The sequence below is a fragment of the Paucibacter sp. Y2R2-4 genome (genome assembly GCF_025717535.1).
Lineage (GTDB): Bacteria > Pseudomonadota > Gammaproteobacteria > Burkholderiales > Burkholderiaceae_C > Paucibacter_A.
In genome coordinates this window covers 445,518-465,617 of record NZ_JAJIRO010000002.1, presented here as the reverse complement: position 1 = coordinate 465,617, position 20,100 = coordinate 445,518, and the positions used below count along the sequence as shown (strand labels likewise).

The following is a 20,100-nucleotide window of genomic DNA, read 5'->3' as shown; positions in this document are numbered from 1 at the left end:
GATTGGCGGCACGCCCTTTTCTTCTATGGAATGAGCAGAAGAACTTTGTCTATTTAGCGTCCAACTCGCGATGGCGTTTGAGGACTTGGCCGTGGTGGCCGAAGCGCTCAGTCAGCGTCTCCACCAGATAGACCGAGCGATGCTGGCCGCCGGTGCAACCGATGGCCACCGTCAGATAACTGCGTTGATCGGCGGCAAAGGAGGGCAGCCAGCGATTTAAAAAGTCGCCGATTTGCGTCAACATCACGTCCACTTCGGGCTGGGCCTTCAGGTAGTCGGCCACCGGTGCGTCCCGGCCGGTCAAGGGGCGCAGTGCACGGTCGTAATACGGGTTGGGCAGCACGCGCACATCGAAAACAAAGTCGGCGTCGCTGGGCACGCCATGCTTAAAGGCAAAGGACTCGAAGACCAGGGTCAGCGAGTTGCCCTTGACGACCACCAAGTCACGCACCCAGGCGCGCAACTGTGCGGGGCGCAGCTGGCTGGTGTCCAGCACGGTGGATTCCACCCGCAGGGCGGCCAGAATCTCGCGCTCCAAGGCAATCGCGTCCAGCAGCGCGCGGTGCGCATCGTCACTATTACCAGAATTGCCAGCGCTGCCGGTATTCCCGCCCACTTGGGCAAAAGAATCCTGGCGCAGCGGGTGAGGGCGACGCGTCTCGGAAAAACGCCGCATCAAGGCGTCGGTGTTGGCGTCCAAGAAGATCGAACGAATCGACACGCCTTCGGCGCGCAGCTGCTTGATCAAGGGCAGCAAGAGCGGCAGTGAGCCGGCGCTGCGCACATCCACGGCAATCGCCACACGGCGCTCGCCGCGTTGCTGCTCCAGGCGCAAAAAGTCCAGCAGCAAATCAGCCGGCAGGTTGTCCACGCAAAAGAAACCTGCATCTTCGAGCGCATGCATGGCCACCGATTTGCCGCCGCCGGACATGCCGGTCACCAGCACCACTCGGCTTTCTGTGGCTTCCAAGGGGCTTGCGTGTTGCGGCGCCACAGGCGGCTGGACCGCCGCTTCGTTCGTCATGATTTGGCCTTTTTCGCCCGGGAATTGGCGCCCGAGGGGGTGGATGAGTTCGGGGAAGAAGAGGAGGAGGAAGAGGATAGGTCGAGCATTTCCTGCGCATGCGCTAAGCTGGTCGAAGACAGGCGCTCACCGCCCAACATGCGGGCGATTTCAGCCACACGGGCTTCGCCCTGGACCGGTTGAACATCGCTGAAGGTTTGGCCTTCGCGGGCCGCCTTGGCGACCAGCAAGTGATGATCGGCGCAGGCGGCCACTTGGGGCAGGTGAGTGACGGCGAGAACCTGGCGTTCGCGGCCGAGCTGCTTCATCAAGCGGCCCACGGTCTCCGCCACGGCGCCGCCCACGCCGGAGTCAATTTCATCAAAGATCAAGGTGCCCACGCTGCTGGCGTCACCGGTTTGAGCTTGTTGGCAAGTGGTCACAGCAATGGCCAGAGCGATGCGCGACAACTCGCCACCCGAGGCCACCTTGGCCAAGGGCCGGGGCGTGCTGCCGGCGTGTCCGGCCACCAAGAATTCAGCCGTTTCCAGGCCGAAGCTTTGCGGTTGATCTTGGGCTTGCAGGGCAATCTCGAACTGGCCGCCCGCCATGCCCAGCTGTTGCATGGCTTGCGTGACCGCGGCCGCCAACTTGGGCGCAGCCGCGGCTCTCGCTACGCTGATGCGCTTGGCTTCTTTATCGAAGGCAACGCGGGCCGTGCTCAAGGCCTTGTTCAATCCGTCCAAGTCGCTGGCGGCGTCCAACTGCTGCAGCTCGGCTTGCCATTGCGCCAGCAGTGCGGGCAGTTCGGCCGGTGGGCGGCGATAGCGGCGCGCGAGGCCCAGCCAGGCGGACATGCGCTCGTCCAGTTCTTGCAGTCGAGCCGGTTCCAACTCGGTGCCGTGCAAATAGGTGCTGAGCGAATGCGCAGCATCTTGAATCTGCGTCTGCGCGCCGCGTAAGGCTTCAACGGCCGGGTTCAAGCGGGCGTCATAGTCGACGACTTTTTCCAGCTGGGTGAGTGCGCTGTCGGTTTGAGATTCAGCGCTGGGCTCGGCCTCGTTCAGCGCTTGCAAGGCGTTTTGCACGGCATCCAGCAAAGACTGAGCATTGGACACACGCTGATGCTCGGCATTCAGCTCTTCCCATTCGTCCTGGCCAGGGCTCAGGCGCGCGACTTCGCCAATTTGCCAAGCGAGACGCTCGCGCTCGCGCAAGAGCTCGGCTTGACGGCTTTCTGCTGCAGCGAGCCGTTCACCGGCTTCCTTCCAGTCACCGTAGGCCAGGCTCAGAGCCTGGGTTTGCAGGCCGGCATAACTGTCCAACAAGGCGCGCACTGCAGCGGGGCGTGTCAGGCCTTGCCAAGCATGTTGGCCGTGGATGTCGATCAGGCTGTCGGCCAGTTCGCGCAGCTGGGTGACGGTGGCGGGGCTGCCGTTGATCCAGGCGCGGCTTTTGCCTTGTGCATCGATCACGCGGCGCAGCAGCAGGCTTCCGCTTGAATGGTCAAAACCTGCCTCGTCGAGCCAAGCGCTCAGATGCACAGGGCGATCGAACTCGGCAGAGATTTCCGCGCGCGCCGCGCCTTCGCGCACCACGCCAGCATCGCCGCGGCTGCCCAGGGCGAGTTGCAGGGCGTCGACCAGAATCGATTTTCCGGCGCCGGTTTCCCCAGTCAGCACGGCAAAGCCAGGGCCGAAATCCAACTCCAACTCGGGCACGATGACGAAATCGCGCAGATTCATTCGCCGCAGCATCAGCTGACTCCCTCGTACCAGCGCAGCTTGCGGCGAAGGGTGGCGTAGTAGCTCCAGCCCTTGGGGTGCAAGAAGCAGACCTTGTGGGCCGAGCGGCGCACGGTGATGCGGTCGCCGTGCAGCAGGCTGGCCAGGCTTTGCATATCGAAATTGACGCTGGCATCGCGCCCGGCCACGATTTCCATGCAAACCTCGCCGGTATCGGGCAAGACGATGGGGCGATTCGACAAGGTGTGTGAGGCGATGGGCACCAGCACCCAGCCAGCAATGCTGGGATGCATGATGGGGCCGCCGGCCGACAAGGAATAGGCGGTAGAGCCCGTCGGCGAGGCCACGATGACGCCGTCAGCCCGCATATTGGCGACGAAATCGTCGCCCACATCGATGCGCAATTCGACCATGCTGGCGGTGGCGCCACGGCTCACCACCACATCGTTCAGCGCCAATCCTTCAAAGATGCTCTCACCATCGCGCCAGACGGCGCCCTCCAGCATAGGGCGTTGTTCCATTTCATAGTCGCCCGCCAAAATGGGTGCCAAGGCTTCGCTGTACTTCTCAATCGAGATGTCGGTGATGAAGCCCAAACGCCCTTGGTTGATGCCGACCAAGGGGACGCCAAAGCGGGCCATTTCGCGGGCAAAACCGAGCATGGTGCCGTCGCCACCGACGACGATGGCCAAGTCGCACTGGGCGCCTAACTCCTCATTCGACAGGGCGTCAAAAGCGGTGATGCCGGTGTTCAAAGCGGTCTCGCGTTCTAAGAAAACGTCGAGACCTTGCCTCGTCACGAAGTCGGCAATTTCTTCAAGAAGCGGGCGTATGCCGCGGGCCTGATGCTTGCCCACAATTGCCACATGTTGGAAACGTTTGGCCATGGAGAAGAATTACACCACAGGCCTATGTCAGTCCGTGGAAGTCTCAATGGCGTGGGCGAGCCAAGAACCTACAATGCAAACATGCTCGACGAGCGATCCAAATCCCTTCTGAAAACCCTGGTTGAACGCTATATCGCGGACGGCCAGCCTGTCGGTTCTCGCACGCTGTCCAAAGCCTCAGGGCTGGAGCTCAGCCCGGCGACGATCCGCAATGTCATGGCCGACCTGGAAGAGCTGGGCTTGATTGCCAGCCCTCACACCAGTGCGGGGCGCATCCCCACGGCGCGCGGCTACCGGCTTTTTGTCGACACCATGTTGACGGCGCAGCCCGGCTTGGTCGGCGCCGACGCCCGGCCGATCGAGACGCAGCTGCAGCCCGATCAGCCGCAGCGGGTCATTGCCAGCGCTGCCCAATTGCTCTCAAGCTTGTCAAACTTTGTCGGCGTGGTGACCGCGCCGCGCAAACCCAGCGTTTTTCATCACATCGAATTCTTGCGCCTGGGTGATCGGCGTGTGCTGGTCATCATGGTCTCGCCTGACGGTGATGTGCAAAACCGCGTCATCTTCACCGCCCAAGACTTGTCGCAAGCCGAGTTGGCCGAAGCCAGTAACCGGCTCAATGCCCATTACGCAGGCTTGAGCCTTGAATCGGTGCGCGAACGGCTCAAGTCCGAAGTCGATGTTTTGCGCGGTGAAATTGCCAGCCTGATGAATGCCGCGGTGCAGGCCGGCACCGAAGCCATGGTGGATGAGCAAGAGCGGGTGGTCATCTCCGGCGAGCGCAATTTGCTCACCGTGCAAGATTTCAGTAACGATATGGGCAGCTTGCGGCGCCTGTTCGATATGTTCGAGCAAAAGACTCAGCTGATGCGCTTGCTGGATGTGTCGAGCCGCGCCGAAGGTGTGCGCATCTATATCGGCGGCGAAAGCCAGGTCGTGCCTTTTGAAGAGCTCTCCATTGTCTCTGCGCCTTACGAGGTCAATGGCCAGGTAGTCGGTACCTTGGGTGTGATCGGCCCCACCCGCATGGCCTACGACCGGATGATCCAGATCGTCGACATTACTTCCAGAATGATCAGCCAAGCGCTGTCGCAGAAGTAGTCAGGCTCCGCTAGCCTATACAATCGCGCCCTTCCGGTGCAAGGCCGGAATCGCAAGAAACCCTCCGGGGGCCGTTAGCTCAGTTGGTTAGAGCAGAGGACTCATAATCCTTTGGTCATAGGTTCAAGTCCTATACGGCCTACCAAATCACCGTCTTGTTTCGAATATCTGAGTCGAACTCTAGTTTCGGCCTCGGATCAAACTCGCGGGACCCAATGGCTAACATTTAAGACTCAGGGGTCTGGCCGAGAGTGCGCCAATCTCTTGGCTTGATGTTTGTTCTATCGAGCGGTGAAATTTGACCCAGAAACGACAAAGCCCCAGCGAGTAGGGCTTTGGTCATTGCTTGCTGTGCAAGTCTATGTCTGGTCGGGGTGAGAGGATTCGAACCTCCGGCCTCCACGTCCCGAACGTGGCGCGCTACCAGACTACGCTACACCCCGAATTTTTGAACAAACAAGCGTTTGGCTTGTTTGCATCGCTCAGTGCTTGAAGCGTCGCGGCGCAAAGCAAAGAACTTGGGTCTTGGAACGCCCTTGCTTAGAAGGAGCGGTCAACTGACTGAGCCGCAAATTCTAGCAGAGATTCGCGCCACATATTGGCAGGCAGAAGCTGCAGGCAGTCTTTCGCTAGTTGGGCTTCAGCCCGTGCGGCGTCGCGAGTGGCTTCAAGAGCGCCGGTGGCGCGAACAATCTCGACGATCTCGCTCAGGCGCTCCAGTTCGCCGTGTTCGATGGCGTGGCGGATCAGTAGGCGCTGTTCTTCCGTGCCGCGCTCCATGGCGATCAGCAGAGGCAAGGTCGTCTTGCCTTCCCGGAGATCGTCGCCCACGTTTTTGCCGAGCGCGTGACTGTCGCCTTCGTAATCCAGCACGTCATCGATCAATTGGAAGGCCGTGCCCATGGCGCGGCCGTAGCCGGCGCAGGCTTCTTCAATTTCTGGGCTGCTGTCAGCCAGCACGGCGCCAAGGCGTGCGCTTGCCTCAAACAATTTGGCGGTCTTGAAGCGGATGACGCGCAGATAGCTTTCGACCGAGATGTCGGGGTCGTGCATATTCATCAGCTGAAGCACCTCGCCCTCGGCGATGATGTTGGTGGCTTCGGCCAGCACTTCCAGTACGCGCATGCGATTGGCAGACACCATCATCTGGAAGGCGCGCGAATACAGGAAGTCGCCCACCAAGACGCTGGCGGCATTGCCAAACAAAGCGTTGGCGGTTTGCTTGCCGCGGCGCAGCGAGGACTCATCCACGACGTCATCGTGCAGCAGGGTGGCCGTGTGAATGAACTCGACGACGGCTGCCAACTCAAAGCGTTGCGCGCCTTCGAATCCCAGTGCGTTGGCGAACAGCAGCACCAGCTTGGGGCGCATGCGCTTGCCGCCCGCGTGCACGATGTAGCCGGCGATCTGGTTGATCAGTGCAACGTCCGACTGCAAGCGGCGTGCAATGACGGCATCTACTTCGAGCATTTCTGCTGAAAGTGTGGCGAGTGCCTCGCGGACGCTGGGGAGGGTAGAAGGGGTCGAAGCAGAAGCGGCGTGCACTCTCGGCTCTCATTTAAGCGAAGCTGGGATTATAGGAAGAGCCTGGAGGTCAAATGGCTGGCGGCTGTGTTGACTCATGCGCTGTGTGGCGCCCTGCCTCGGCAAGAATTGCCGGGCTTGGCGTTTTCCACTAAGCATGCTAACATCGCGGGCTCTGCGCTTCACTGCTGCGGAGTTGAGGCCCGTTTTGGCTTGGGTATTCGCTAGGCTTTTATGAGTCGGCGGACGCCAGAGTCATCGAGACGGGTTGGTTTAATTGAAAGGGCTGATATGTACGCGGTCATAAAAACCGGCGGCAAGCAATACAAAGTTGCTGCTGGCGAAAAGATCAAGATAGAACAGATTGCTGCGGATGTTGGCCAAGAGATTGTGATCGACCAAGTTCTCGCCGTTGGTAGCGGCGCAGATCTGAAGGTTGGCACTCCCTTGGTTGCTGGCGCAAGCGTCAATGCCACTGTTGTGGCTCACGGTAAGCACGACAAAGTGCGCATCTTCAAGTTGCGTCGTCGTAAGCACTACAAGAAGAGTCAAGGCCATCGCCAGACGTATACCGAGCTGTTGATCAGCACGGTGAACGGCTGATCGAGAGTCGGCTTCTTCGCCAACAGTTCAAGGAGATAATCCATGGCACAGAAAAAGGGCGGCGGTTCAACACGAAACGGCCGCGACTCCAAACCTAAGATGCTCGGTGTGAAGGCCTTCGGCGGCCAGACCATCTCTGCAGGTTCCATCATCGTGCGTCAGCGCGGTACCAAGTTCCATCCCGGCACCAATGTCGGTATCGGCAAGGACCACACGCTGTTCGCCCTGGTTGACGGCCAAGTGTCGTTCGCCATCAAGGGTGAAAAAAGCCGTCAGACGGTCTTCGTGACCGCGATCTGATCGCCGATGTACACCGCAGGCGGAGGGCAGCAGCCGACCGCCTGCAACAGGTGAACAAAAAGCCCCGGCTCGCTGGGGCTTTTGCTTTTTCAGGCTGCAGCAAAGCTGGTTGTGCCCGTTTGGGCTGACCGAGGGCTTTGCCTTAACATCAGCCTCAAAAGGCGCGTAGCAATATGAAATTCATCGACGAAGCCACCATCGACATCGTGGCCGGCAATGGTGGTGCCGGTTGTGCCAGCTTCCGCCGCGAAAAATTCATCCCCTTCGGTGGGCCGGATGGCGGCGACGGCGGCCGTGGTGGCAGCGTCTTTGCTGTGGCGGACAGCAACCTCAACACCTTGATCGACTACCGCTATGCGCGCCGCCACGAGGCCCGCAACGGTGAAGCCGGCCGTGGCTCCGATTGTTACGGCGCTGCGTCCGAAGACGTCATTTTGCGCATGCCGGTCGGCACCATCGTGCGCGACTTGGAAACCGACACGGTGATCGCCGAGTTGCTGGAACCGGGCGAGAAAATCATGCTCGCCAAGGGCGGCGATGGCGGCTTCGGCAATCTGCATTTCAAGACCAGCACCAACCGAGCTCCGCGTCAAAAAACGCCCGGCTGGCCCGGTGAGGCCAAGAAGGTCAAGCTTGAATTGCGCGTGCTGGCCGATGTCGGATTGCTGGGGCAGCCCAATGCGGGCAAGTCCACGCTGATTACGGCCGTGTCAAATGCACGCCCAAAGATCGCGGACTACCCCTTCACCACCTTGCATCCCAATCTGGGTGTGGTGCGTGTCGGGCCTGAGAAGAGCTTTGTCGTCGCTGACATTCCTGGCTTGATCGAAGGTGCTGCAGAAGGCGCCGGTCTGGGTCATCAGTTCCTGCGCCACTTGCAGCGCACGCGTTTGCTTTTGCATGTGGTCGATCTGGCGCCGTTTGACCCGGCAGTCGATCCGGTGGCCGAAGCCAAGGCCATCGTCAACGAGTTGAAGAAGTACGACCAAGAGTTGTACGACAAACCTCGTTGGCTGGTCTTGAACAAGTTGGATATGGTGCCCGAAGAAGAGCGTGCCAAGCGCGTCAAAGACTTCGTCAAGCGTTACAAGTGGAAGGGCCCGGTCTTCGAGATCTCGGCGCTGACACGCGATGGTTGCCAGCCCTTGATTCATGCCATCTACGACCACGTGGCCACGGCACACAAGGTTCTGGTCGAGGTTGATCCGCGCTTCCCTGAGGGCAAGCCGGTCGCGGCCGCTGCAGACGACAACGCGGAATGAGCGCGGCGCTTCAGGGCGCGAAGCGCATCGTCGTCAAGGTCGGGTCTAGCCTGGTCACCAACGAGGGTCGGGGCGTTGACGCCGATGCCATCGGCAATTGGTGTCGACAGCTTGCGGCCTTGGCCGCCGATGGGCGCGAGTTGGTCATGGTCTCCAGCGGCGCCATTGCCGAAGGCATGAAGCGCCTGGGCTGGGCGACCCGACCCAAGGAGCTGCACGAGTTGCAGGCGGCTGCTGCCGTGGGGCAGATGGGTCTGGCGCAGATGTATGAAAGCAAGTTGCGCGAACATGGCATGGGCAGTGCGCAAGTGCTGCTCACGCATGCAGACTTGGCCGACCGAGAGCGCTACTTGAACGCGCGTTCGACCTTGGTGACTCTGCTGCAGCACCGCGTGCTGCCGGTGATCAATGAGAACGACACCGTCGTCAACGACGAAATCAAGTTCGGTGATAACGACACGCTGGGTGCTCTGGTTGCCAACTTGATCGAAGCCGATGCGCTGATCATCCTCACCGATCAGCGCGGCCTCTATTCGGCCGACCCGCGCCGCGACCCGAATGCGCGCTTCATCGATGAAGCGGTGGCCGGCACGCCCGAGTTGGAGCAAATGGCAGGTGGCGCCGGTTCCTCGCTGGGCCGTGGCGGCATGATTACCAAGATCTTGGCGGCCAAGCGGGCTGCCGGCAGTGGCGCGAACACCGTGATCGCCTGGGGCCGCGAGCCCGATGTCTTGTTGCGTTTGGCTGCCGGCGAGGCCATAGGCACGGCCTTGCTGGCCTCAACGCCGAAACTGGCTGCGCGTAAGCAGTGGATGGCAGATCATCTGCAACTGCGTGGCGCGGTCACGATTGACGCAGGCGCTGCGGCCAAGCTCCAAGGCGAAGGCAAGAGCTTGTTGCCGATTGGTGTGGTCGAAGTGCAAGGCGAGTTCCATCGTGGCGATGTGATCGCCGTGATCGACGCCAGCGGGCGCGAAGTGGCGCGGGGGCTAACCAATTACTCCAGCGCAGAGGCACGCCTGATCGCGCGCAAGCCTTCAAGTGATTTCGAGCGTGTGCTCGGCTATGCCGCCGAACCCGAATTGATCCACCGAGACAATTTGGTGCTGAACTGATGTGACAAAAGCGGCCGCTCTGCTTGGTGTTCAAGCAAGGCGGCCGTGCTCTCTCAGATCAGTCTTTGTTTGGCGAAGAGTCAGGCTGGCTTTGGGCTGGCATCAGTTCGCCATCAGGCTTGTTGGCCTGCGGCTCTGCCTGGCGGTCTGCCGGCGAGTTGTGATGGCCGGCGGAATCGCCCCGGTGCTGCTGCGGTCGCATGCCGCCGCGCAGATAGCGGTTGTGCTGGTTGATACGCGGCAGATAGCGCGCCAACTCGGTCAACGCGTTTTCATAGACCCCGCGCTTGAACTCGATCACCGCTTCCAGCGGCACCCAGTAATCGTTCCAGCGCCAAGCATCAAATTCCGGATGATTGGTGGCGCGCAGATTCATATCGGAATCACGCCCCAACAATTGCAGCAAGAACCAGATCTGCTTTTGGCCGCGGTAGTGGCCGCGTGCATCCCGCCTGATGAAGTGGTCGGGCACCTCATAGCGCAGCCAATCACGCGTGCGCGCGATGATCTGCACATGTTCAGGAACAAGCCCCACTTCTTCATGGAGCTCACGAAACATCGCCTGCTCAGGCGTTTCACCATAGTTAATGCCCCCTTGCGGGAACTGCCAGGAATGGGTGCGGATGCGTTTGCCCCAAAACACTTCATTCCGGTGGTTGAGCAGGATGATGCCGACGTTGGGCCGGAAGCCGTCACGGTCGAGCATAATCAACCTCGAATCTTTAGTTAGATCAATTATTGCATTGGGATGCCGCTCTGGCATCGTCCTCGCTAACCCTCAGACCCGAACCTTGCTTGGCCTTGACGGCCGAGCCTTGCCAAGCGCCATGAAAGCCAGCCAGTTTTTTGTCTCCACGCTCAAGGAAGCGCCCGCCGATGCCGAGGTTGTCAGCCACAAACTGATGATGCGAGCCGGCATGATCAAACGCATCGGCGCCGGCATCTACAACTACATGCCCATGGGCCTGCGGGTGATCCGCAAGGTCGAGGCCATCATCCGCGAAGAGATGACCCGTGCCGGCGCGGTGGAGTTGCTGATGCCGGTGGTGCAGCCGGCCGAGCTCTGGCAAGAAACCGGCCGCTTCGACAAGATGGGCCCCGAGCTGATGCGGGTGAAAGACCGCCATGGCCGCGACTTCATCATCCAGCCCACCTCTGAAGAGGTGATGACCGACATCGCCCGCCAAGAGCTGCGCAGCTACAAGCAGCTGCCGAAGAACTTCTTCCACATCCAGACCAAGTTCCGTGACGAGCGTCGTCCGCGCTTTGGCGTGATGCGCGGTCGTGAGTTCACCATGAAGGATGCCTACTCCTTCGACCGTGACGTGGCTGCGGCCACCATCAGCTACCAAGGCATGTACGCCGCCTACCAGCGCATCTTTGATCGCTTCGGCTTGCAGTACCGTGCGGTGGCTGCTGATACCGGTGCCATCGGCGGCGAGATCTCGCATGAGTTCCAGGTGATCGCCGAAACCGGCGAAGACGCCATCGTTTACTGCCCGACCAGCGACTACGCCGCCAATATCGAGTTGGCCGAAGGTGTGGCGCTCTTGAGTGCGCGTGCCAACGCAAGTCAGGCGCTGACCAAGACCGCAACGCCGTCCAAGAGCACTTGCGAAGATGTGGCTGCTCTCCTGGGCCTGCCGCTGACGCAAACGGTCAAGTCCATCGTGCTGGCCAGTGACGAGCTTAATGATGAGGGCGAGATCATCAAGAGCACGGTTTGGCTTTTGCTGCTGCGTGGCGATCATGAGCTGAACGAAGTCAAGGCCGGCAAGATTGAAGGCCTGAAGGCCGGCTTCCGCTTCGCCACCGTGAGCGAGATTGAAGAGCACTTCGGCACCAAGCCTGGCTATCTGGGCCCGATCAACTTGCTCAAGCCGGTGAAGGTCATTGCCGACCGCACCGTGGCCTTGATGAGCGACTTTGTCTGCGGCGCCAATGAAGCGGACTTCCACTTCACCGGCGCCAACTGGGGCCGTGATTTGCCCGAGCCGGATTTGGTGGCCGACATCCGCAATGTCGTCGCTGGCGACCCCTCGCCGGACGGCAAGGGCGTTTTGGCGATCCAGCGCGGCATCGAGGTCGGCCATGTCTTCCTGCTGGGCACCAAGTACTCGGCCGATATGAAGGCCACCTTCTTGGACGAAAACGGCAAACCACAGCTGATGGTGATGGGCTGCTACGGCATTGGCGTGACGCGTATCTTGGGCGCTGCCATCGAGCAGAGCCACGACGAGCGCGGCATCATTTGGCCGGACGCGATTGCGCCTTTCAGCGTGGTGGTTTGCCCGATCGGCATGGATCGCAGCGAAGAGGTCAAGGCAGCCGCGCACAAGCTCCACGACGATCTGGCGGCCCTGGGCATTGATGTGCTGCTGGACGACCGTGGCGAGCGCCCCGGCGCCATGTTTGCCGACTGGGAACTGGTCGGTGTGCCGCACCGCGTGGTGATCTCGGACCGCGGCCTGAAAGAAGGTCAGGTCGAGTACCAAGGTCGCCGAGATGCCGCGGCCAGCAAGCTGAGCCTGGACGAGGTCTTGGCGCAGCTGAAGGCCAAGCTGACGACTTGAGTCGCTCCATGCTGCGTGAACGACGCGGCCTGATGCTGGGTGCCTTGGCCGCAGGCTTTGCTTGGCCGCGCCTCAGTCAGGCCGGTGCACAGCTTGAAGAGCCTCTGGCCGACGCGGTGCGTTCGGCCCTGAGTGCGGCCATTGCCTATTCGGCGCCTCCCAAGCCGCGCTTTGATGATGTCGAGGCACGGCTGGCCTATCTGCGCTGGCTGGGCGTGATGAGCGAAAAACTCAAGCCGCGCAAGAGCGAGCCGCAGACTCGCATCGAGTTTCTAGAAACCGTTTGGTACGAGGCCAAACGGGCCGGCCTGGACCCCAGCTTGATGCTAGGCCTGGTGCAGGTGGAGAGCGGCTTTCGCAAGTACGCGATCAGCAGCGCGGGTGCACGCGGCTATACCCAGGTGATGCCCTTCTGGGCCAAGTCGATTGGGGACGGCCAAGCCTCACGGCTCTTCCATATGCAGACCAATCTGCGTTTTGGTTGCGTGATTCTTCGCCACTATCTGGACCGTGAGCAGGGCGATATGTATCTGGCCCTGGGCCGCTACAACGGCAGCCGTGGGCGGCCGGAGTATCCACGCGCAGTGTTTGGTGCGCGCAAGCAGTGGCTGCTGCCGGGTGAGGTCTGAGAGCCGGGTTGGATCCCAGGCCTAGGCTTTGACGCCGCCCCAAGCCTTGGGCTGGGCGCCTGTCACACCCGCCAACTCCAGCACCCGCTCCACGCTTTCATTCACCAGCTCATCAATGCTCTTGGGGTGGTGATAGAAGGCCGGCAAGGGCGGAAAGCAAATCGCGCCCATTTCGGTGGCGGCGACCATATTGCGCAAATGCGCTAGATTGAAAGGCGTCTCGCGCACCATCAGGATCAGGCGGCGGCGCTCTTTCAAGGTCACATCGGCAGCTCGGGTCAGCAGGTTGTCGCCAAAGCCATGGGCGACCGAGGCCAAGGTCTTCATCGAGCAGGGCGCGATGACCATGGCCGCCGTGGCAAAACTGCCACTGGCTACGCAAGCGCCGATGTCGCCGGGGGCATAGGCGAAGGAGGCTTCCGCCTCCAAGGCTTTGCGGTCCAGGCCCAGTTCATGGTGCGCATTGATCACGCCCGAGGGCGTGATGATCAGATGCGTCTCTAGGCCCAATTCGCGGCCACGTCGCAGCAGCCGTAGGCTGTAGGCCGCACCGGTAGCGCCGGTGATGCCCAGGACCAGTCTTTGTGTCATCAGCTAGCGGACAGAACCTGCTGCAGTTCGCCGGATTCGTACATCTCCATCATGATGTCCGAGCCGCCAATGAACTCACCCTTGATGTAGAGCTGGGGGATGGTCGGCCAGTTGGCGTAGTCCTTGATGCCTTGGCGAACTTCCGCGTCGTCCAGCACATTGAAAGTCTTCAGATCGGTGGCGCCGCAGGCCTTCAGGATCTGAACTGCACGGCCGGAGAAACCGCACATGGGGAACTGTGCCGAGCCCTTCATGAAGAGCATCACGCGGTTGTTCTTCACCAGGTCATCAATGCGTTGCTGAACGTCGCTCATGGATCATCTCGCCAAAAAGTGGAATCTTGGGCGAGATTATCGGTCAGCGCGATTTCACCTATGCCTTGGCAGGTCAAACCTGACCGGAGGTCCCATCAGTAACTGTAAGACAGGCCCAGTTGCAGCACGGGTTTGAAACGCAAGTCGCGCAGCAAGTCCTCCATGCTCTGGGCGCGGTTGCTGCCAAGGCGCAAGCTGTTGCTCATATTGCCGCTCATCAGGCCGAGGTCGGCGCTGAAGCCCCAGCCGCCCCGCAAAGAGCGCCCGGTGTAGCCAATGCCCAGGTAGGACGTGGAGGTGAAGGGATCGTTGGCTTCGCGCTCCACCGACCAGGGCGCCAAGCTGCGCTGTCCGACAGTCAGGCCTTGGGACAGAGGGCCGGCGCCGCTGCCCATGGCCAAGCTGGCATTGTTTTGCGACAAGGTGCCCAGCATCAGGCCGCCGGTGGCGCGCAGGCCGCCGTGCACGCCGCCTAGGCCCGAGCCAGTCAGGTAATAGTCGCCCAGCAGACTGGCGCTGAGCAGGCGTGAGCCGGTTTGCGCTGTCGTATCCAGGCCTGAGGGCAGGCTGCTGGTGCTCAGCGCCAAACTGCTGAGCTGCAGGCGTGCTTGCCAGCTCGGACTGCCTTGCAGGGCCGGTAGATTGGGCTCGGCGGCACGCAGCGCAGGGCTCAAGCCCAGCAGCAGGCCGGTGAGGCTGAGCAGGCTCAGTGCGGAGAGAAAACGAGGCCTTGGAACGGTGCTCATGAGGATCTCCTGCGGCGATGGTTTGAGTCCATGCTACGCCGAGGCGGCCCGCCCGTGCGGTGTAAATTGCCCACAAATGGGTGGGCTGTTGATGCGATTGAGCGGCTGAGCGCTCAGCCCAGCCAGCGCCCGCCGCTGACCCGAGGCTGGCTGCCCAGGTCTCGGCGCATGGCCAAATCGCTGAAACCGCGCTGCCGCAGGGCTTGGGCCACCGGCTCGGCCTGGTCATAGCCATGCTCCAGCAGCAGCCAGCCACCGGGCTGCAAGTGCGCTGGCGCCCCTTCGATCAAGGCCTGCAAGTCAGACAAACCGTCGCCGCCTGGCGTCAAGGCGCCGATAGGCTCATGACGCAGTGCCGGCAGGTGCGGATCTTCTCCGGCGATATAGGGCGGGTTGCTGACGATCAGATCGAACTGCTGCCCAGCCAAAGGCTGCCACCAATCGCCTTGGTGGAAAGCCACAACCAATCCAAGCCGACGGGCATTGTCTTGTGCCACCGCCAGGGCGGCGTGGCTCAAGTCCAGCGCCTCGACAAGTGCCTCGGGGTGGCTGGCCTTGAGGGCCAAGGCAATGGCGCCACTGCCGGTGCCGAGATCGACGACGCGGGCTTGTGCAGGCGCCTGCGTCTGCAAAATCTCCAAGGCCCAGTCGACCAGGGTTTCGGTGTCGGCGCGGGGCACCAGGGTGTCGGGCGTGACCTTGAGCAGCAAACCGTGGAATTCTTTCTCGCCAAGCAGATAGGCCAGCGGTGTGCCGGCCGCTTTTTGTGCGAATTGCCCAGTCAAAAGGCTTGCGACTTCGGGCGACAGTACGGCGTCGTCGTGGCTGATCAGCCAAGCACGGTTTTGCTGTACTGCGGCCGCCACCAAAAGTTGAGCGTCAAGCCGATCAAGCCCCAGGCTTTGCGCAAGCTGCAGGGCCGCGCGAACATCGCCAGGCAAGGGCTTCATGTGCGTCCCGCTTCCAATACCGCCAACTGCTCGGCTGCCTGGGCGGCCTGCAGGCCTGCGGCCACATCGTCGAGGTCGCCGTCCATGATGGCGCCGAGCTTGTAAAGCGTTAGGTTGATGCGGTGGTCGGTCAGCCGACCCTGCGGGAAGTTGTAGGTACGGATGCGGTCGCTGCGGTCGCCGGTGCCGATCAAGCTCTTGCGGTTGGCGGCGTCCTTGGCTTCGCGTTCGATGCGGTCTTTGTCGCGCAGCCTTGCCGCCAGCACCAGCATGGCCTTGGCCTTGTTGCGGTGTTGGCTGCGGTCGTCCTGGCATTCCGCCACCAAGCCGGTGGGGATGTGGGTGACGCGCACCGCGCTGTCGGTCTTGTTGATGTGCTGACCACCGGCGCCGCTAGCGCGGAAGGTGTCGATGCGCAACTCCGCGGGGTTTAGCGTCACTTCCTCAGCTTCATCCGGTTCGGCGATCACCGCCACGGTGCAGGCGCTGGTGTGGATGCGGCCTTGCGCTTCAGTGGCCGGCACGCGCTGCACGCGGTGGCCGCCGGATTCAAACTTCAGGCGGCCATAGACCTTGTCGCCCTCGATGCGCACCACCAGTTCCTTGTAGCCGCCCAGGTCCGACTCATTGGCCGACAAAATCTCGGTCTTCCAACCTTGCCGCTCCGCATAGCGTAGATACATGCGCGCCAAGTCGGCGGCGAACAGGGCCGACTCATCGCCGCCGGCTCCGGCGCGGATTTCCAAAAAGGCCGAGCGCTCATCATCCGGGTCACGCGGCAGCAGAGCCAGTTGCAGTGACTCATGCAGGCGGGTCAGATCGGCCTCGGCGGATTTGATTTCTTCGGCTGCCATCTCGGCCATTTCGGGGTCGGCCAACAGGCTCTTGGCCTCGATCAAATCGGCCTCGCGCTGCAGATACTGCTTGTACTGCGAGACCAGCTCCGCCACTTCGGCCTGCTCCTTGGTCAGCGCGCGATAACGCTTCATGTCGGCGGCAATGCTGCCTTCGCTGAGGATGGTGTCGAGCTCGCTCAGACGATAGGCGAGGCGGTCGAACTGCTGGCGCAGTGAGTCTTTCATGGCGGGTCCGGGGAGCAGAGAGCGGAGAGGCGCGTGGGCACAAGAGGCCGACGCAGGAGCTGGCGCTGATGGACGCCGCTAATACTCGCCGGGCCGATCGTTGGCGACAGGGTTCACGCTCTCGGCCGGATTGCGGCTGCTGCTGCGCAGGAACAGGCGCGACACCGTCTGCGCCAATTGCACGCGGTGCTCGCCGTCGCTGGCATGCAACTCGGCCATGGTGCCGTGCAGCATCTTCTGCGTCAGGCCGCGGCTCATGGCCTCCAGCACTTCTTCGACATTGGCACCGCGCGCCAGCAGCTTGCGAGCGCGCGCCATTTCATGCTCGCGCCAGCCATCGGCCTGCGCATTCAAGGCCTGAATCAGCGGCACGGTATTGCGCTGGCCCAGCCAGTGGACAAAGCTCTGCACGCCGGTTTCGATGATGGCTTCAGCCTGCTCAACCGCTGCCTGGCGCTTTTCGCCGGCTGACTGCACCAGGCTGGCCAATTCATCAACGGTGTAGAGGTAGACGTCGCCCAGCTTGGCGACTTCGGGTTCGATATCGCGCGGCACGGCCAGGTCGACCATGAACATCGGCCGGTGTTTACGCAGCTTCAAGGCGCGCTCAACAGCGCCCAGGCCAATCAGCGGCAGGCTGCTGGCGGTGCAAGAGATGACGGCGTCGAATTCATGCAGGCGCTGTGGCAGGTCGGCCAGGCGAATCGCCTCGGCGCCGAGGTGGCCGGCCAGCTTTTCGCCGCGTTCCAGCGTGCGGTTGGCCACGGCCATGGCTTTGGGTGTCTTGGCGGCGAAATGGGTCGCCACCAACTCGATCATTTCACCGGCGCCGACGAACAGCACCTTGATCTGGCTGAGGTCTTCGAATAATTGCGCGGCCAAGCGCACCGAGGCGGCCGCCATGCTGATCGAGTGGGCGCCGATTTCGGTGGAGCTGCGTACTTCCTTGGCCACCGAAAATCCGCGCTGAAACAGTTGGTGCAGGGTGGTGCCGACGGTGCCGGCCTGGGTGGCCTCGCGCACCGCTTGCTTCATCTGGCCCAGGATTTGCGGTTCGCCCAGCACCATGGAGTCCAGCCCGCTGGCGACGCGGAAGGCGTGGCGCGCAGCCGCACTGCCTTCGCGCACATAGGCGTGGTCCATCAGCGCGGAACTGCTGACACCGCCGATGCGGGCCAGCCAATCGACGGCTGGCTTGACCATCTCGCCATGACCGGCGACATAGAGTTCGGTGCGATTGCAGGTCGACAAAATCGTCGCTTCGGTGGCTGTGGCGTTCTGGCCGGGCAGCTGCAATTGCTGGCGAAAGCCATGCAAGGTCGGGACCAATTGCTCCAGCGAGAACGCAAAGCGCCCGCGCAAATCCAAGGGCGCGGAAGTGTGGTTCAAGCCAAGGGCAAATACGGTCATGGACGGATTATAAAATTGACATCAATGCTTCGCGCTGAGAAGGCGCTCTTGCAGACTTCATACAAGCTTGATGTGCATCAAGTGAAACTAATTTCCCTGACCGCCGCGAGCCCCACCCTTGAGTCCACTTGACGCTTTTTGGCACTTTAGCAATCTGTTTGCGCCTGCTTGGCTGGTCGCCGCCTTGATGGCTGCCGGCGCCAAACTTCTCTGGCGTAGCGAACTGAAGGCGCGAGCCTGGCAACACCTGACCCTCTGGGGCGGTATCGGTGGAAGCCTCGGCGTGATCGCGGCCCTGCTGCTGCTCGGGCGTGACGGCAAGATGGCGGGCTACGGGCTGATGCTTTTGGGCATCAGCCTGCCGCAGTGTTATTTGAGCCTCAGGCCAGCACGCTAGCGTGTTCCACCGTCAGCACCTCGGCGCGCAGCGAGTGCGCGAAGGCCTGCGTGATTCTGACGTCCACCAACTGATTCATCAGTCGCGCATTGCCCTTGAAGTTGACGATGCGGTTGCACTCGGTGCGGCCCATCAACTCGCTGGGGTCTTTGCGGGCATTGCCGGTGACCAAGATCTTGTGGGTCTGGCCGACCATGGTCTGGCTGATGGCCAAGGTGTTGGCCTCGATCACAGCTTGCAATTCTTGCAGGCGGCGTACCTTCACTTCGTAAGGCGTGGTGTCTTCCAGCGCCGCAGCCGGTGTGCCGGGGCGCGGGCTGAAGATGAAGCTGAAGGAGGCATCAAAGCCGATGTCTTCCACCAGCTTCATCAGCTTGGCGTGGTCTTCTTCGGTTTCGCCAGGGAAGCCGACGATGAAGTCGCTGGCGATGCGGATGTCCGGGCGGATGGCGCGCAGCTTGCGGATGGTGCTCTTGAACTCGAGCGCGGTGTAGCCGCGCTTCATGGCCATCAAGATGCGGTCACTGCCGTGCTGCACCGGCAGGTGCAGATGGTTGACCAGTTGCGGCACCTTGGCGAAGGCATCGACCAAGCGCTGGTTGAACTCGTTCGGGTGGCTGGTGGTGAAGCGCAGGCGCTTGATGCCGGGGATCTCGGCTGCGTACTCGAGCAGCAGGGCGAGGTCGGCGTATTCGCCACTGTCGCCCATCTTGCCGCGGTAGGCATTGACGTTCTGGCCCAGCAGATTGATTTCCATGACGCCTTGGTCGGCCAGCCCGGCGATCTCGGTCAACACATCGTCAAAGGGGCGTGAGACTTCTTCGCCGCGGGTGTAGGGCACCACGCAGTAAGAGCAGTACTTGGAGCAGCCTTCCATGATGGAGACAAAGGCCGAAGCGCCTTCGACCTTGGCCGGCGGCAGGTTGTCGAACTTCTCGATCTCGGGGAAGGAGATGTCCACCTGCGGGCGCAACTCAGCGCTGCGCGCGGCCAGCATGGCCGGCAGTCGGTGCAAGGTTTGCGGGCCGAAGACCACATCGACATAGGGTGCGCGCTCGATGATGGCGGCGCCTTCCTGGCTGGCCACGCAGCCGCCCACGCCGATCAAGACGCCTTTTTCCTTCAAATGCTTGACGCGGCCGAGGTCGCTGAACACCTTTTCTTGGGCCTTCTCACGCACCGAGCAGGTGTTGAACAGGATCAGGTCGGCCTGCTCGACGTCATCGGTTTTTTCGTAGCCTTGGGCGGCGCCCAGCACGTCGGCCATCTTGCCCGAGTCGTACTCGTTCATCTGGCAGCCAAAGGTTTTGATGAAGACTTTTTTGCTCATGGCGTTCTCGAAAAAGGCAGGCTGGCGTCCGCCGGGGCGGCGGCACGCGGTATTGAAAGAGAGAAAAAGGGCGGGAGTCGGCGCTGCGCTCAGCGCTTGGTCCAGACTTGCGCGGCCTGATCAAAGCTCCAAGCGGCGGCTTCTTGCGGGCTGCGGGGCCAGGTCTTGTTGGCCAACTCGACCGGGTTCAAGACCCAGACATCCATCAGCAGGCCATTGGGGTCGACGGTGTAATGCACCATCAGCTTGGCGCCGCTGAGGGCGGCCGGCTGCTGCAGCAGATTGTTGTCGCCGCGTACGCGTGCGCCGGGAGCCAAGCGCGCGGGCTTGCCGTTCAGGCTGATGTCGGGGCTTTGCAAGACCACCATTTCACCGCGCAAGGCTTGCACAGGAAAGGGGCGGTGGGTTTGTGCCTGCGCGGGCAGGCTTGTGACGGCGGCCACTACGATGAGGGCGCTCAAAACACAGCGGTACATGGTATGTGTCCAGTGGCTGCAAAAGGTGCGCGATTGTAGTCGAGGCGGCTTTTGCGGCCTGG

General features: G+C 61.7%; 21 protein-coding genes and 2 tRNA genes. 9 read left to right on the top strand and 14 right to left on the bottom strand.

The annotated features are described in order from the left end of the window. Positions 1-49: 49 nt before the first annotated feature. Genes rapZ through LNV06_RS08920 form a run of 3 tightly spaced genes read right to left on the bottom strand, consistent with a single transcriptional unit; the run spans position 50 to position 3,635 of the window. Positions 50-1,024: an RNase adapter RapZ gene (rapZ, locus tag LNV06_RS08930; protein WP_263537907.1), complete on the bottom strand. Its 975-nt coding sequence runs from the start codon at positions 1,022-1,024 to the stop codon at positions 50-52. Further along, positions 1,021-2,760, bottom strand: a complete 1,740-nt coding sequence (gene recN / locus LNV06_RS08925; protein WP_263537906.1) for a DNA repair protein RecN — start codon at positions 2,758-2,760, stop codon at positions 1,021-1,023. The genes rapZ and recN overlap by 4 nt, the downstream gene beginning before the upstream one ends. Then, entirely contained in the window at positions 2,760-3,635 is an 876-nt protein-coding gene (locus tag LNV06_RS08920; RefSeq protein WP_263537905.1) for an NAD kinase, read from the bottom strand. Before LNV06_RS08920 ends, recN begins: the two co-directional genes overlap by 1 nt. An 81-nt stretch (positions 3,636-3,716) precedes the next feature. Here LNV06_RS08920 and hrcA point away from each other — a divergent pair, with 81 nt between their 5' ends. Further along, complete coding sequence (gene hrcA / locus LNV06_RS08915) at positions 3,717-4,736, top strand: heat-inducible transcriptional repressor HrcA (protein WP_263537904.1); 1,020 nt, start codon at positions 3,717-3,719, stop codon at positions 4,734-4,736. A gap of 68 nt (positions 4,737-4,804) precedes the next feature. Then, positions 4,805-4,881 (top strand) — tRNA-Ile (locus LNV06_RS08910). Positions 4,882-5,102: 221 nt separating this feature from the next. Here LNV06_RS08910 and LNV06_RS08905 read toward each other — a convergent pair. Both LNV06_RS08905 and LNV06_RS08900 read right to left on the bottom strand, forming a co-directional pair. Further along, positions 5,103-5,179 (bottom strand) — tRNA-Pro (locus LNV06_RS08905). A gap of 97 nt (positions 5,180-5,276) precedes the next feature. After that, positions 5,277-6,206: a polyprenyl synthetase family protein gene (locus tag LNV06_RS08900; RefSeq protein WP_263537903.1), complete on the bottom strand. Its 930-nt coding sequence runs from the start codon at positions 6,204-6,206 to the stop codon at positions 5,277-5,279. 345 nt (positions 6,207-6,551) lie between these two features. Here LNV06_RS08900 and rplU point away from each other — a divergent pair, with 345 nt between their 5' ends. From rplU to proB, 4 genes are all read left to right on the top strand, one after another. Beyond that, positions 6,552-6,863 (top strand): 50S ribosomal protein L21, encoded by a 312-nt coding sequence (rplU, locus tag LNV06_RS08895; RefSeq protein WP_263537902.1) that lies wholly within the window; start codon positions 6,552-6,554, stop codon positions 6,861-6,863. A gap of 42 nt (positions 6,864-6,905) precedes the next feature. Next, on the top strand, positions 6,906-7,163 hold the full coding sequence (rpmA, locus tag LNV06_RS08890) for a 50S ribosomal protein L27 (RefSeq protein WP_263537901.1): 258 nt from the start codon (positions 6,906-6,908) through the stop codon (positions 7,161-7,163). 173 nt (positions 7,164-7,336) lie between these two features. Next, positions 7,337-8,425: a GTPase ObgE gene (gene obgE, locus LNV06_RS08885; protein ID WP_263537900.1), complete on the top strand. Its 1,089-nt coding sequence runs from the start codon at positions 7,337-7,339 to the stop codon at positions 8,423-8,425. Further along, positions 8,422-9,540 (top strand): glutamate 5-kinase, encoded by a 1,119-nt coding sequence (proB, locus tag LNV06_RS08880; RefSeq protein WP_263537899.1) that lies wholly within the window; start codon positions 8,422-8,424, stop codon positions 9,538-9,540. The genes obgE and proB overlap by 4 nt, the downstream gene beginning before the upstream one ends. A 58-nt stretch (positions 9,541-9,598) precedes the next feature. Here the strand turns inward: proB and LNV06_RS08875 are convergent, their stop codons facing one another. After that, complete coding sequence (locus LNV06_RS08875) at positions 9,599-10,246, bottom strand: RNA pyrophosphohydrolase (protein WP_263538333.1); 648 nt, start codon at positions 10,244-10,246, stop codon at positions 9,599-9,601. A gap of 121 nt (positions 10,247-10,367) precedes the next feature. On the opposite strand from LNV06_RS08875, the gene LNV06_RS08870 reads away from it, so the two are divergent. Both LNV06_RS08870 and LNV06_RS08865 read left to right on the top strand, forming a co-directional pair. Further along, a complete protein-coding gene (locus LNV06_RS08870) occupies positions 10,368-12,113 on the top strand; it encodes a proline--tRNA ligase (RefSeq protein WP_263537898.1) in 1,746 nt (581 codons plus the stop codon). 8 nt (positions 12,114-12,121) lie between these two features. Next, positions 12,122-12,742, top strand: a complete 621-nt coding sequence (locus tag LNV06_RS08865; RefSeq protein ID WP_411970090.1) for a lytic transglycosylase domain-containing protein — start codon at positions 12,122-12,124, stop codon at positions 12,740-12,742. 21 nt (positions 12,743-12,763) lie between these two features. Here the strand turns inward: LNV06_RS08865 and LNV06_RS08860 are convergent, their stop codons facing one another. From LNV06_RS08860 to hemA, 6 genes are all read right to left on the bottom strand, one after another. Continuing rightward, positions 12,764-13,333 (bottom strand): UbiX family flavin prenyltransferase, encoded by a 570-nt coding sequence (locus LNV06_RS08860; RefSeq protein WP_263537897.1) that lies wholly within the window; start codon positions 13,331-13,333, stop codon positions 12,764-12,766. Continuing rightward, the gene (grxD, locus tag LNV06_RS08855; protein ID WP_263537896.1) at positions 13,333-13,647 is read right to left on the bottom strand and encodes a Grx4 family monothiol glutaredoxin; all 315 of its coding nucleotides are present in this window, start codon (positions 13,645-13,647) and stop codon (positions 13,333-13,335) included. The genes LNV06_RS08860 and grxD overlap by 1 nt, the downstream gene beginning before the upstream one ends. 95 nt (positions 13,648-13,742) lie before the next feature. Then, positions 13,743-14,393 (bottom strand): hypothetical protein, encoded by a 651-nt coding sequence (locus tag LNV06_RS08850; RefSeq protein ID WP_263537895.1) that lies wholly within the window; start codon positions 14,391-14,393, stop codon positions 13,743-13,745. Positions 14,394-14,506: 113 nt separating this feature from the next. After that, positions 14,507-15,343, bottom strand: a complete 837-nt coding sequence (gene prmC, locus LNV06_RS08845) for a peptide chain release factor N(5)-glutamine methyltransferase (RefSeq protein ID WP_263537894.1) — start codon at positions 15,341-15,343, stop codon at positions 14,507-14,509. After that, positions 15,340-16,425, bottom strand: coding sequence for a peptide chain release factor 1 (gene prfA / locus LNV06_RS08840; protein ID WP_263537893.1), 1,086 nt, complete (start codon positions 16,423-16,425; stop codon positions 15,340-15,342). Before prfA ends, prmC begins: the two co-directional genes overlap by 4 nt. 78 nt (positions 16,426-16,503) lie before the next feature. Further along, positions 16,504-17,835 (bottom strand): glutamyl-tRNA reductase, encoded by a 1,332-nt coding sequence (gene hemA, locus LNV06_RS08835; RefSeq protein ID WP_263537892.1) that lies wholly within the window; start codon positions 17,833-17,835, stop codon positions 16,504-16,506. Between the two features lie 118 nt (positions 17,836-17,953). Between hemA and LNV06_RS08830 the strand changes: the two genes are divergently transcribed. After that, a complete protein-coding gene (locus tag LNV06_RS08830; protein ID WP_263537891.1) occupies positions 17,954-18,232 on the top strand; it encodes a hypothetical protein in 279 nt (92 codons plus the stop codon). Here the strand turns inward: LNV06_RS08830 and miaB are convergent. Together miaB and LNV06_RS08820 are read right to left on the bottom strand one after the other, a co-directional pair. Next, positions 18,216-19,562 (bottom strand): tRNA (N6-isopentenyl adenosine(37)-C2)-methylthiotransferase MiaB, encoded by a 1,347-nt coding sequence (gene miaB, locus LNV06_RS08825; protein ID WP_263537890.1) that lies wholly within the window; start codon positions 19,560-19,562, stop codon positions 18,216-18,218. The genes LNV06_RS08830 and miaB overlap by 17 nt on opposite strands. An 89-nt stretch (positions 19,563-19,651) precedes the next feature. Beyond that, entirely contained in the window at positions 19,652-20,038 is a 387-nt protein-coding gene (locus LNV06_RS08820) for a hypothetical protein (RefSeq protein WP_263537889.1), read from the bottom strand. Positions 20,039-20,100: the final 62 nt, after the last annotated feature.